General features: G+C 44.8%; 12 protein-coding genes. 2 read left to right on the top strand and 10 right to left on the bottom strand.

The features are described 5' to 3' along the window. Positions 1-529 precede the first annotated feature (529 nt). The gene (locus tag NSU15_RS12600) at positions 530-1387 is read left to right on the top strand and encodes a YitT family protein (protein ID WP_339290672.1); all 858 of its coding nucleotides are present in this window, start codon (positions 530-532) and stop codon (positions 1385-1387) included. A 476-nt stretch (positions 1388-1863) separates the two neighbouring features. Here the strand turns inward: NSU15_RS12600 and NSU15_RS12595 are convergent, their stop codons facing one another. The 4 genes from NSU15_RS12595 to NSU15_RS12580 all read right to left on the bottom strand — a co-directional run bounded on the left by NSU15_RS12595 (position 1864) and on the right by NSU15_RS12580 (position 7011). Continuing rightward, positions 1864-2151 (bottom strand): stage VI sporulation protein F, encoded by a 288-nt coding sequence (locus NSU15_RS12595; protein WP_042126904.1) that lies wholly within the window; start codon positions 2149-2151, stop codon positions 1864-1866. A 66-nt stretch (positions 2152-2217) separates the two neighbouring features. Continuing rightward, positions 2218-4269 (bottom strand): ATP-dependent DNA helicase RecG, encoded by a 2052-nt coding sequence (gene recG, locus NSU15_RS12590; protein WP_339290669.1) that lies wholly within the window; start codon positions 4267-4269, stop codon positions 2218-2220. A gap of 9 nt (positions 4270-4278) precedes the next feature. Next, positions 4279-5142 carry a DegV family protein gene (locus tag NSU15_RS12585; protein ID WP_042126899.1) on the bottom strand — a complete coding sequence of 288 codons (864 nt, stop codon included), beginning with the start codon at positions 5140-5142 and terminating at the stop codon, positions 4279-4281. A gap of 84 nt (positions 5143-5226) precedes the next feature. Further along, positions 5227-7011, bottom strand: coding sequence for a DAK2 domain-containing protein (locus NSU15_RS12580; RefSeq protein WP_042126898.1), 1785 nt, complete (start codon positions 7009-7011; stop codon positions 5227-5229). 190 nt (positions 7012-7201) lie between these two features. Here NSU15_RS12580 and rpmB point away from each other — a divergent pair, with 190 nt between their 5' ends. Then, positions 7202-7390: a 50S ribosomal protein L28 gene (rpmB, locus tag NSU15_RS12575; RefSeq protein ID WP_036686205.1), complete on the top strand. Its 189-nt coding sequence runs from the start codon at positions 7202-7204 to the stop codon at positions 7388-7390. A 102-nt stretch (positions 7391-7492) separates the two neighbouring features. On the opposite strand, the gene spoVM is transcribed toward rpmB, so the two are convergent. From spoVM to rlmN, 6 genes are all read right to left on the bottom strand, one after another. Next, on the bottom strand, positions 7493-7573 hold the full coding sequence (gene spoVM, locus NSU15_RS12570; protein WP_020431362.1) for a stage V sporulation protein SpoVM: 81 nt from the start codon (positions 7571-7573) through the stop codon (positions 7493-7495). 178 nt (positions 7574-7751) lie between these two features. Then, positions 7752-8417 carry a ribulose-phosphate 3-epimerase gene (gene rpe / locus NSU15_RS12565; protein WP_042126895.1) on the bottom strand — a complete coding sequence of 222 codons (666 nt, stop codon included), beginning with the start codon at positions 8415-8417 and terminating at the stop codon, positions 7752-7754. Positions 8418-8420: 3 nt separating this feature from the next. Further along, on the bottom strand, positions 8421-9326 hold the full coding sequence (gene rsgA, locus NSU15_RS12560) for a ribosome small subunit-dependent GTPase A (RefSeq protein ID WP_042126893.1): 906 nt from the start codon (positions 9324-9326) through the stop codon (positions 8421-8423). A gap of 99 nt (positions 9327-9425) precedes the next feature. Then, positions 9426-11693 carry a Stk1 family PASTA domain-containing Ser/Thr kinase gene (pknB, locus tag NSU15_RS12555; RefSeq protein ID WP_042126891.1) on the bottom strand — a complete coding sequence of 756 codons (2268 nt, stop codon included), beginning with the start codon at positions 11691-11693 and terminating at the stop codon, positions 9426-9428. Next, a complete protein-coding gene (locus NSU15_RS12550) occupies positions 11693-12466 on the bottom strand; it encodes a Stp1/IreP family PP2C-type Ser/Thr phosphatase (protein WP_042126889.1) in 774 nt (257 codons plus the stop codon). The genes pknB and NSU15_RS12550 overlap by 1 nt, the downstream gene beginning before the upstream one ends. Before the next feature lie 6 nt (positions 12467-12472). Beyond that, entirely contained in the window at positions 12473-13513 is a 1041-nt protein-coding gene (gene rlmN / locus NSU15_RS12545; protein WP_042126887.1) for a 23S rRNA (adenine(2503)-C(2))-methyltransferase RlmN, read from the bottom strand. Between the last annotated feature and the right edge of the window lie 49 nt (positions 13514-13562).

Here is a 13562-nt window from a genome sequence, read left to right as displayed (position 1 = left end):
AAAATCATTCCACAAATTGGAGCTATCAAAATAATTGAACAGTGGGGACAGCGCTCCATAGCATTAACCGCAATGCTCCCTTTACTTTCAATTATATTTCGTCCGGTAATTTATAAATTCATGCTTCGACTGCGGCTGTACGTGCTAAAATTCACTTCTCATTTCGTGAATATTAAACGACTACATTTATTGTGATTTCTCTGGGGCTATCTTCTTCTTTAGCTTCGGACTGACAATAGATCCACTCACCTTGGGTGTTGAGGCGCTCTGTTTCTCTCTCGCAGCAGTCATTGTTACACTAATCAGGAACTTTGTCGCAGGCGTGTTAACCGGACGCAGTGCCGGTCTCAGCCCGAGTGCTTCATCCTTTATCTTCGGACCCCTTCTAACGAAGGAATCTAAATGGATTATAAAATATTGGATATATTATTCAAATTCGAGAAACGATATGCTGCAAAAATGTCCAAAAAGACTGACGTAGCATGCATACATGAATAAAGTTGTTTCCCCTGTTAAAGGAGGGAAAAAATTGAAAATCAAGACAAAGCAACATCAACAGCTACGTAACAATTCTATATTACGAGTTCTCACTGTTATTGCGGGAGCACTACTTGCCGCTGTAGGATTAGAGTTATTTCTTATACCACATGGGCTTGTGGTTGGAGGAATCACAGGTTTATCAGCATTATTCGCTCATACCACTGAAATGCGGCTTGGATTGTTTCTGTTTCTATTCAATCTCCCTTTTATATTTATGTCTCGAAAGCAAGTGAATGTTCGCTTTGCGCTGTATACCGTTCTAGGATTAACTTGCTTGACCATTGCTTCACTTGCTCTACACCGTTTTCCTGCAGTCATTAGCGATCCTTTACCTGCTGCAATGGCAGGCGGGATCTGTTTAGGGCTTGGTATCGGAATATCTGTCCGATTCGGTGGTTTGAACAAACATGCCAGTGACCAAGGATATTCACTTCTGAGCGGCGGACCGCCAAAGTCAACCGAAATCGTCATCATGATTCTGAACTGTGCTATCTTGCTTATTGCAGGCACCTTATTTGGCTGGGAGCAAGCAATGTACTCCATTCTGGCTTACTTATTAGCCTTCGAAGGTGTGAGATTCTCACTCCGAGGGTTATCCGCTTCTCGCGCTGCATGGATTACCAGCAGTCGTTGTATGGATATCCAAGAAGCGCTCGAAGCTTCACTAGGTCGAGAAGTTGGGCTTGCTGAAGGCTCAGGGGAAAATGGAGAGTTTAGTACATTATTCTGTCTGATCAACAGAATGGAAGAACATCAGTTGCGGACGATCGTCCTTGATTGTGATCCCGACAGCCAAATTGTATTCAAATCAGCTACTGTTGATCAAAGACAGGTTAACCAGCACTAATAACATATAGAGCTATTCGATAAGTTTATCTTCTTTGTTCGAAGACAGCCTTTATTATTCTAAGAGCCGCGTAAGTGAAGAAGCGCTTCCCAATAACCTGAGAAGCGCTTCTTTTTATGTTTTAGGCTGGGTTGGATACCGGATCGGGTTCTCATATACAATTAGGGAAAATCTCCCTATAATTCAGCCATTATTGCTCACCAGATCAATAATTAGGGAATTCCTCCCTATAATTCACCTAATTTGGTGATATTTATAGATATTACTCCGATTTATAGGGAGAAATTCCCTGATTTAATTCATTTTGAGCAATTATCGGCTAATTTCAGGGAGCTTTTCCCTAATTACTCTCAAGACTTTAGCAGCAAAAAAAGAAACTGCCCATAAGTAGCATTCACTACTTTTGAGACAGCTTCTCCTCCTTTAGTAAGCTGGGGATCAACCTCAAATCCACCCTATACTCGTTAGTGACTTTCCTAACGGAACATTCCCCACAAACGGATCAAATGGAAGGTGTTGTTCGGATCAATTTTCTGAGCGATTATAAATTTCACAATTTGGTCTTCCTGCGTCGAGGTCAATTTCTCGCTCAGTACACCTGACGCATTCCGTACCAGCCTGCGGACAACCGCCGGGTCCTGTAACTCCTGTTTCGAGATGCCGTTAATCATATTTTTGATACGATCTTTGACAGTCGAATTTTTCATCTTCAGCTTGATGCGTTCCACGAGCTGAGGGCTAATTCCGAATTGTTGATAACCCAAGTGTAGCACCTCCCGTCATATCCAATCTTTCACAGTATATGAGGCTGAGGTGCTAGATGTGCCTACTTAGTCAATTAATTCCCCTTGGAATATTTGCTCACCTTGTAAATAAAGCCGTAGCGGAGCATATTCAGGAGATGTCCAGAACTTCTCATCCTTAAGCAGTTCAGCCACATCATCACGCGCCTGCTCCAGCACTTCAAAATCAGCCGTCATATCCGCAAGGCGGAACTCTGGTAATCCACTCTGCTTAGTTCCAAAAAAGTCACCAGGACCTCGCAGCTCCAAATCTCTCCGAGAAATCTCAAATCCATCATCTGTATCGGTCATCGCAGTCATTCGTTCACGCCCGATTTCAGATTTCGGATCAGCTACCAGTACGCAATAAGAGGCATGCTGCCCTCTACCAACCCGTCCACGCAGCTGGTGTAGCTGAGATAATCCGAACCGGTCTGCATCCATAATAATCATCAGCGTGGCATTAGGGACGTCTACGCCCACCTCTACAACTGTTGTAGACACTAGGAGCTGCAATTCATTGTTATAGAATGCTCTCATCACTTCATCTTTTTCAGCAGGAGACATTTTCCCATGCAAGAGACCAACTTTATAGTTAGGAAAAGCTTGGCTCATCTGAATATGCAAATCAATTGCATTTTGCACATCCAGTTTTTCCGATTCTTCAATGAGCGGACAGATTAGATAAGCTTGGCGTCCCAGCTCTATTTCACGCTTAATCAGATTCAAGACACGATCCATGAGATCATGCTTGACCCAATAACTGGTTATTGGCACTCGGCCTTTCGGTCTTTCCGATAGAGTAGAAACATCCATATCTCCAAAAACTGAGATCGCAAGTGTACGCGGAATAGGCGTTGCAGTCATCGTAAGTACGTCCGGATTATATCCTTTACGCCGCAATACACCTCTCTGGTTTACACCAAACCGATGCTGCTCGTCCGTTACTACGAGACCCAGATCACGGAAAAATACATCCTCCTGAATCAAAGCATGCGTACCTACAACGATATCGAGCATCCCCATTTGTAGAGAAGCTAGCAATTCTTTACGTTTCCGTCCAGTTACACTACCCGTCAAGAGCCCAACCGTAATCCCAAACGGCTCAAACATCTTTGTGAGAGAGCGCATATGCTGCTCCGCTAATATCTCAGTAGGCACCATAAGCGCCCCCTGAAAACCGGATCGTACGGTAGCAAAAAGCGCCACGGCCGCTAGCACCGTTTTACCAGAACCCACATCACCTTGAAGCAGACGATTCATACAATATGGCGATCGCAGGTCATGTAAAATCTCCAGCTCCACACGTTTCTGAGCATCTGTAAGCTCAAAAGGTAAACTGCGAACAAACTGACGAACGGTTGCGTTATCCACAGTATGAACTACACCATCCATCCTACCGCGATTGAGTACCCGGAACGCCTGCATCTTCAACTGGAACAGAAATAACTCCTCATACACCATCCTGCGGCGTCCCTGCTGGCCTTCACGTGTGTCCTCTGGCCTATGAATGGTAGCAATCGCCCGTTTACGGGGCATAAAATCATATTGTCGCATAATAGAATGCGGTAGTATTTCGGGAATTAGATCTCCATATTGCTGAAGTGCCTGATTAATGCTTTTCCGGATCCAAGACTGCGTGATCTTGCCACCGACAGAATAAACAGGCTGCAGTGTTCCTGTCTTCCCTTCCCCGCGATCGGGGAATTCATAATCCGTCACTGTAATTTGATTTCGCTTCTGGTCCCATTTACCTGTGAGTACAATTTCTCTCCCCACAGTAAGCTGCTCTCGTACGTAATGACGATTAAACCATGTTGCTGTGAACATCCAAGGCTCCGCAACCATTTTACAACTTAGTCGTGATTTGCCTCCAAAACGCTGCAGCACAGGAATACCGATCACTTTAGCCTCTGTAGTCACTTTATCCCCATGTTTGATTTCACTCAGCGATCGTGGTCGATAATCCTCGTAACGGAACGGATAATATTCTAATAAATCCTTTACCGTAAAGACGCCAAAGGCGTGAAGCTCGCTTTGCTTTTGAGCACTCACGCCAGTTATGTTTTTTACTTCAATTTGATTTAATGACAGTGTCATATCCATCCCTCATTTTGCAGGCCAAATGAATACAGCTAACGTACCGTTTCCGACATGGCTACCCACGACAGGGCCAACGTTCGTCAGCACTTTCTCTTCTAATGTGAAGTGTCCTGACAGCTCTTGCAAGAACTCTTCACCGGAAGCCGGTTCAGCCGTATGACCCACGGCCACATTGATTTTGTCTACGCCTTGAATATCCTTCTTGAACAGTTCAATCATACGGGCAATTGCCTTCTTACGGCCTCTAACTTTCTCCACTGCATAAATTATTCCTTCTGCATCAATAGACAGGATCGGTTTAATATTAAGAAGCGTTCCCAGAATGGCCGAGGCTTTTCCAATTCTCCCGCCTTTTTGTAAATATTCAAGTGTATCTACCAAGAAGTAAAGCTTGCGCGATTGGCGTAAACTCTCTACAGCTTCAAGAATCTCTTCTGGACTCTTGTCCTCTGCAGCCAATCTGGCGGCTTCCACCACCATAAATCCAAAACCGTAAGAAGCGGAGAGAGAATCAACCACTGTGATTCCTTCTCCCTCTTCCTCCAACATCGATTTAGCTAAAAGTGCAGATTGGTACGTACCGCTCAGTCCTGAAGAAATATGAAACGAAAGAATAGGACTTCCCGGATAACGTACCAGAATATCACGGTACACATTCATGTATTCAACCGGTGAAGGTTGAGAAGTAGTCGGCAACTGTGACGAGCGGGGAAGGCGCTCATAGAACTGCTCCGGAGTCATATCCAGATTGTCCCGGAAAGCCTCTTCGCCGAACATTAAGGTCAAAGGGACGACCTCAATGCCATACGTTTCCGCCATTGCTGGCGGGATATCAGATGTGCTGTCGGTGACGATGATGGTACGATTCATGGATTATCTCCCCCATACTATAATTTTGCCAACTACGTAATTAACAGGTTGCCCTTGATCAATTATAGAGCCCTCAGTAACTATCTATGGCTCTACGGAGAAAAGATAATAATAAAGGGGTTGGCCACCCTCATGAATCTCTACTTCCACATTAGGGTAAGTCTCTTCCAGCCACTCACTTAATGAATCTGTGACCTCAGAATCGGTCTCAGCTCCAATAAGGATCGTAACAATTTCATCACCATTCTCAAGCATATTGGACAGCAGTGCCTGACTTGCAGCCAAGAGATCATCTGCGGCCGCGACAATTTTGGAGTTAGAAATCCCGATAAATTGTCCGGATTTAATCTCCAGATCATCGAAGCTTGTGTCACGGACAGCATTCGTTACTTGTCCAGATTTAACATGAGTAATTGCTTCTAGCATATTCCCTGAATTAGTCTCCACGGAATCCTCTTCTTGGAATGCGAAGGCTGCAGCAATGCCTTGAGGAATGCTTTTACTTGGAATAACTGTAATCTCACGTTCGCCCTCCAAGAGATCTTTAGCTTGCTGAGCGGCAAGCACAATGTTGGAGTTATTCGGAAGAATGTAAACATGCTTTGCAGATATAGAAGAGATCGCGTTCACGAAATCCTCTGTACTAGGATTCATAGTCTGACCTCCAGCAAGGACAACGTCCACACCGAGGCTCTTGAAAATATCGGCAATCCCAGCGCCTGATGATACTGCGATGAAGCCGTAAGGGGCTAAATCATCTGCTGGTGGTTCAGCTGGAGATGAATGCACTCGACTCTTCTCATCCGGCATATCAGCAAAAACATCGGGCATAGGTGCAATATCCATGCCTGCGGTTAGCAAGTCACGGTGTTGCTCACGCATGTTAAGAATGTGAATCTGCGTAATCTCCCCATAGAGGAGTGCCAGATTCAAGACTTCACCTGGAGACTTGGAATGCACATGCACTTTAATCGTTTCATCGTCCGAAATTACAATGATGGAATCACCATTTACTGACAACGCTTTCCTAAAGGTTTCCTCATCAAAATCCGTTCTCACGTTGCCGCCTAACTGACGATTAATGAAGAACTCCATATCATATAGAAATTCTATGTCCTCTGTAGAAAGCTGAGATTGCGCAGAAGACTGTACAGAAGACAGTTCACTTTCAGGTTTCTTTAACACCGGTATAGATGCTGGCACAACTGGTGCCTGAGGTTGTCCTTTTACAGGTTCAGACACACTGGAGCTTCCGCTCGTTAGATGCTGATGAAACCCTTCATAAATGTAGACCAGACCTTGACCGCCTGAATCTACTACACCGACTTGCTTCAAGACAGGCAATTGTTCAGGTGTATAGGCTAAGGCTTCTTTTGCTTTGGCCAATACCTCTGTCATAAGCTCTGTAACATCCGTGGTTCGGCGAGCAAAGTAGACAGCATGTCTTGCAGCCTCTTTAGCCACTGTAAGAATAGTTCCCTCTACAGGCTTCACAACCGCTTTATAGGCTGCGTCCACTCCGTTTTGCAGTGCAGCAGCGAATTGCTGTGTGTTCAGCTCATCATGTTGAGCTGCAGATCTGCTAAAACCTCTGAACAACTGGGACAAAATAACACCGGAGTTCCCCCGAGCGCCCATTAATAAGCCCTTAGAGAGTACACCTGCACATTGACCAACAGACGTAGTATTATTTTTCTTCAATTCATTCGCACCTGCGGTCATCGTCAAATTCATGTTTGTTCCGGTATCTCCGTCTGGAACCGGAAAAACATTTAGGGAATTGACGTGTTCTGCATGCTGTTGCAGCTTATCCGCTCCAGCCAATACCATAGCGGTAAAATCTGTTCCGTTTATAGAACGCTTACTCAATTGAGAATTCCCCTTCCTAACTTCATGCCTAATCATTCTATGATTAACAGGACATAATGCACTAATTTACATTGTACTATAAGTATTAAAAGAAATAAATGTTTTTGAATCGGTTGACGTAGCAAAATTTGCTGTGATATTATAGATAAGTATTGTTTATGCAGGTGTTAGGAATAAGGAGGTGTAATCTATGTCCCGCAAATGTGCAGTAACAGGCAAGAAACCGAGCAGCGGCAACCACGTGTCTCACGCCAATAACCGCAACCGTCGTTCTTGGGGAGTTAACGTTCAGAAGGTCCGTATCCTCGTGAACGGTAAACCAAAACGCGTGTACGTCAGCACCCGTGCTTTGAAAGCCGGTAAAGTTGAACGCGTTTAGTCTTTTGCAATTTTAAAGACCGAGCGATCACTCATATGAAGCAAAAAGCACCCTTTACATTTGTAAGGTGCTTTTTTTCATGTTTGCTGTTCTGTTTCAAGCTCAACTCTTCTGAAATGTGTTCAAAATCGCTTTAACAAAACCTCCTAAAAACCTAGGCAGCTTAAACGTGTAAAATTTCATGGTTTACCCTCCCATCAATTCATGCCGTACGCAGGAGACTTTCTTCTTGTTCTATCGTTAACGTACTGCAGTCCTCCCTGCCAAAACAAAAAAAGGCTACATGAGATTTCTGCTCATGTAACCATATTTATGCGTCAAGGACTTGGCCTATACCTTTAGTCGTAACAGCCTATTTTTTTTAACGAAGTGCCGCTTCCGCTGCTTCACGAATTTCAAGGATGGCTGCAGCACGATCACTCCGGCCAAAAACTGCATTTCCTGCAACCAAAACATCTGCCCCTGCACTGACAACCAATGGCGCTGTAGCTTCCGAAACGCCACCGTCAACTTCAATAAGCAAATTCGGATTGACTTCATTTGCCCATTCTCTAATTTGAGTGATTTTGCGCAAAGTGTTAGGAATGAATGCTTGACCTCCAAAGCCTGGATTGACGGTCATCACGAGAACCATATCCACATCCTCAAGCACCTCACGCACCGCTGATGCCGGAGTGCCAGGATTAATAGCTACTCCTGCCTTAAGACCCAATTCCTTGATCTGATGCACCACACGGTGTAAATGAACGCATGCCTCAGCATGTACAGTGATTACACTAGCGCCTGCGGCAGCAAAATCAGAAATATATCGTTCTGGAGACTCAATCATCAAATGAACATCAAGTGGAAGCTTGGTATGTACCGAGACCGCTTTTACGATGGGTGGACCAAGCGTTATATTCGGAACAAAATGACCGTCCATTACATCCACGTGGATCCAATCTCCACCACTGATCTCAGCTTCTGCAACCTCTGAGCCTAAACTTGCGAAATCGGCTGACAATATAGATGGTGCTATTCGTATCATGACTTAGTACCTCCGCTTTTTATCTTTCATTTCATTAAAAAATAATTTGTAATGCTCGTACCGGCTATCGGCGATTTTCCCAGCTTTCCATGCCTCGATGACTCTACAGCCTGGTTCATGCTGATGACTACAACCACGGAATTTACAATCTCCTGCGTAGTTGGAAAATTCACGGAAACAAGTAGAGAGCTCTTCAACACCAAGCTCAAGAAAATCAAGCTGACTAAACCCAGGGGTATCCGCCACAAAGCCGCCCCCGCCAATATCCATCAATTCTACATGGCGAGTAGTATGACGGCCACGGCCTAGCCGTAGACTGATCTCGCCTGTCTCCAGCTTAAGACCTGGAACAATACGATTCAATAAGGTCGACTTTCCTACCCCAGATTGACCCGCAAATACACTGATGCCGCCCGTAAGTCGCTTTCTTAGTTCATCACTGCCTGCTCCTGTAAGCGAGCTTGTAACCATCACTTCATAACCAATGTCCTCATAGAGCTCTTTAACATACTTAGTAGCTTCACCATCATCATTAGCCAAATCCTGTTTGGTCAGAACAATTAAGGGTTCTAGTCCTGAATGCTCAATATGAACCAGAAACTTGTCCAATAGGTTCAGGTTCATATCAGGCTCCCGCACAGAAAATAGCAGAACGGCAAGACTTACATTCGCTACAGGTGGACGGATTAGCTCAGATTCTCTTGGAAGAAGCTCATCCACCATCCCTTCTCCATGCTCAGTCAGCATATAGATTACGCGATCACCCACAAGGGGAGCGATCCCCTTTTTCTTAAGTATGCCTCTTCCTCTGCATTGGACAGAATCTTCCTCTGCCGCTATTAATCCTTCACGAAGCGGTTTTACGTAATAATACCCGCTTAACGCCTTTACTATTATTCCTTCAGGCATACATAGTGAGCCTTCCTCTCCTGATTTTGCGAAAATGACCCAAGTTTGAAATCCCCGGGTCACTTCGCTGCTACAACTGTTCAAGCACTTCTCCCCTGATTAGTTATCGCTTTTATCTTTAGATTTATTGTTGTTTTTATTATTGTGCTTATCATTATTTTTATTATTGTTCTTGTTGTTGCCATTATTGGTCGATTCATTATTCAGTGAACTGTTTGTAAGGAATCCCGTCTGGTTGGCTGATCCAGTATTAGTAGAACCTTCGTTGTCTGAACTTGGAGGCAGGATCTCTGGTTCAATGGTCGGTTCAGCAGTAGGAGTCGGTTCTATTGGTGTCTCAGTCGGCTGCGGAGTGGGAACCGTTGGTGGTTCAGGTTCTTGCACCGTGCCATTCTTCGCATCAATATATGGAATCACATAAGTGTCTAAAAGCACACCGTCCCGGGTAACAATAACAGAACCATCTTTATTCGGAGCAAGCACCAAATTAACGGACAATACTTGACTCTTTCCAATGGTACGCGTTCCCCAATCCTGTTTCTCTCCATTATTCCGCGCATCTACATACTCAATCCGAATTTTGCTCTTTTTCCCGTCCTGTGCAGGAGCTACCGGCACATTAAAGGTATAATTCAGGGCTTCAGGTGGATAACCTGTACTTAAGTAAATCGTAATCGCAGTTCCAGGAGGAACAGGGATACCTTTTTCATAAGCCCAAGTCTTCGTTACTTTACCTTCTTCAACCGTGAAGCTGGATTCTTCTTTCACATCACCAAGTACCAGCTTAGCGGCTTCGAGGGCTGCCTTTGCTTCACTCTCCGTCATACCGATGAGATCTGGCATCGTGACACTTTCTTCCCCTTTGCTGACGTAGAGGATGATTGAAACCGTCTCAGGATCAAACTCGCTGTCAAGGGCTGGGTCTGATTTTACAACCTTACCCACCGCCGTATTTTCATCGAAGAGAGGTTCATTCTTAATTTGAGTCTGGGGTACACCCTTTGCCATCAGCATTTTAACCGCTTCGTCGAAAGTGTAATTCGTTACATCTGGCATCTTAGTTAAAGGTTTCGCCGTATTCACAGTTAGAATTAGGGAGGCGCCCTTTTTCACTTTGGCGTCCTTTTCCCTACTTTGCTTCATGACCACATTCTCTTCGAAATTCGGACTGTAGTCATACAGTATAGGATCAGCAACCTCAAGCCCCAAATCCTCAAGTTCAGTCTTCGCTTGTTCCAGCTGTTTACCGACCACGTATGGAACCGATACTTCAGGAACAACTAATTGGGATTTAACGTACCACACGAGACTGGCCATAGCCAGCAGTAACACTAAAGTTAAACCAATCCATAATGCAGGTTTTGTCCATTGTTTCTTACCTTTTTTCACAGGCACCGGATCGTCATCATCATCTTCATCATTATCCATCCGGTCGTGGCGATGATTACGATTTCCATTGCTTCTTTGGATCGGTTTAATCGCCGGTATCACCCGCGTTCGATCCTCGTCTTCTTCATCGTTAAAAAGAACCTTGGCTTCACTACGCCGCTCAGGCAACAAGCAGGTTTCTAAATCCTGCAGCATTTGCTTTGCAGACTGATAGCGCTCCTCCGGATTCTTACGCATCGATCTCAGAATTACATTCTCGACACTTTGCGGGATAAGTGGATTCAAGAGCCTTGGCTCTTCAAACTCTTCTTGAAGATGCTTTAGAGCTACGCTAATCGGACTCTCCCCTAAGAATGGAAGACTCCCTGTAAGCATTTGATAGAGTACAATCCCTAATGAATAGAGATCGGACTTCTCTCCTGTAGAGACACCTTTTGCATGCTCTGGTGAGAAATAATGCACGGAGCCCACTACAGATCCTGTCTGAGTAATGGTTGTAGATGTAACCGCACGAGCAATACCGAAATCCGTTACCTTCACCCGGCCATTGCGCCCAATCAATATATTATGTGGTTTAATATCCCGATGAATAATTTGATTCTGATGAGCGTGATCGAGGGCATCACAGATTTGTGAAGCGATCCGTACGGATTCGTCAACTTGTAATGGCGCTCGTTCTTTAATAATTTCATTAAGATTCTTGCCCTCAATATATTCCATGACAATATAATGAATTTCGTCTTCTTGTCCTACATCGTAAATACTAACTACATTCGGATGAGACAAAGATGCAGCTGATTGCGCCTCCCGCCTAAAACGGCGGATAAATTCCTCATCATGTACAAATTGATTGCGCAATACTTTAATGGCGACGTTTCGGTTTAAAAGAATGTCATGTGCTCTATAGACGAGCGCCATTCCACCTCCGCCGATCCGTTCGATGACTTGGTAACGGCCGCCCAGTTCGTGACCGATCATCAATCCCACTCCTTTGTTTCGGGCACAGCGGCCTCTCCATGATGTTCTAACAAAGCGACGCTAATATTATCGCCGCCGCCAGCAAGCAGTGCCAACTGAAGTAAGCGGTCCGCTCTTTCCTCTAACGGTATCTCATGTATACCCGCTACCTTGCCCAAATGCTCATTGGTAACAAAATTACTTAAACCATCACTGCACAGAAGCAAAAGTTCCCCGGGTAGCAGAGTAACAGGAGTTAAATCAGCTACCACCTCCGCATCTGTTCCAAGTGCTCTCGTCAGCACATTACGTCGCGGATGATTATCTAATTCCTCCACACTGATCTGACCGTTCTTGAACAGCTCATTGACTAGCGTGTGATCCTCGGTTAATTGAACTGCTGCACTGTCCTTTATTAAATAGGCTCTGCTGTCCCCGATATGGCCAATATAACCACTTGAGCCATTCATCAAGGCAGCAACGACAGTGGTACCCATATTGTGATACTTATCGTCGCTGGAAGCCTCCTTAAAAACAGTGCTGTTAGCTTCCAAAATAGCAGCTGATAACGCATCACGCAGGGCTTCGTCTTGAAGCTCAGGCAGGAGCCCCTCCAGGGTATTCCTCATCGTCTCCAAAGCGAGCCTGCTCGCGGTTTCACCAGCCTGATGTCCACCCATCCCATCGGCAATTATGCCGAGTGTATAACCGTGGCGCGTCGTGCCGATCCAGACCGAATCCTCATTGACAGAGCGCACTCGGCCAATATCGCTGGCATGAACTGTTCTGATCAAATATCCTCACCCCAACTCCATATGTTTGGCACGCAGCTGTCCGCATGCGGCCGCGATATCATGGCCTTGCTCACGGCGAATGGTAACATTCACACCGTTGTCAGCCAAAATACGTTGAAACTCAAAGATATCATTGCGTGAAGTACGTACATATTTCCGCTCTGGCACGTGGTTTACTGGAATCAAATTGACGTGGCACAGCATGTTTTTAAGCACACCTGCTAATTCCTCAGCATGCTCCGGCTGATCATTCACCCCACCGATCAAAGCATACTCAAAGCTGACACGTCGTCCCGTCTTAGCTTGATAATAGCGTAAAGATTCAATCACATCATCAAAAGGAAAGCGGCGGTTAACCGGCATTAGCTTTGAACGAAGTTTATCGTTAGGTGCATGAATCGAAATCGCCAAATTTATCTGTGTATCTTCTTCTGCAAATTTATAAATGCTCGGCACAATACCGCTAGTGGAAACAGTAATATGCCGTTGTCCGATATTCAAGCCTTTCTCATGAATCATAAGACGCAAGAATCTCATGGTTGCATCATAGTTCTCAAACGGCTCGCCAGTACCCATGATAACAATACTGCTGACACGTTCACCGCGCGCATCCAAGATCTGTTGGGAACGTACCACTTGGGCTACAATTTCACCCGCAGTCAAATCTCTCTTCAACCCACCAAGCGTAGAGGCGCAGAATGTACAACCGATTCGGCAGCCTACTTGGGTAGTTACACAGACGCTATTACCGTAATTATGTTTCATGATAACTGTCTCAATCGCATGATCATCATGCAATCCAAACAGGAATTTTACTGTTCCATCTTTCGATTCCATTTTAGTAATCTCAGTGAGCGCTGCAATGGAGAATTGATCATTAAGCTTCTGACGAAGTCCTTTAGACAAATTGCTCATGGCTTCGAAGTCACTTACACGTTTTACATACAACCAATCAAAAATCTGTCCACCACGAAAAGCAGGCTCACCGTTATCTTTCGCCCACTGCTGTAACTCTTCTAAAGAAAAATCATATATTAAAGGTTTCATTATTATTAGCACCTGTTCTTTCATAAGGATATGCGTATTATTTCTCATT

Origin of the sequence: Paenibacillus sp. FSL E2-0201, from assembly GCF_037963325.1 — a bacterium.
Taxonomy (GTDB): domain Bacteria; phylum Bacillota; class Bacilli; order Paenibacillales; family Paenibacillaceae; genus Paenibacillus_AQ.
This window is presented reverse-complemented; position numbering and strand designations above follow the sequence as displayed.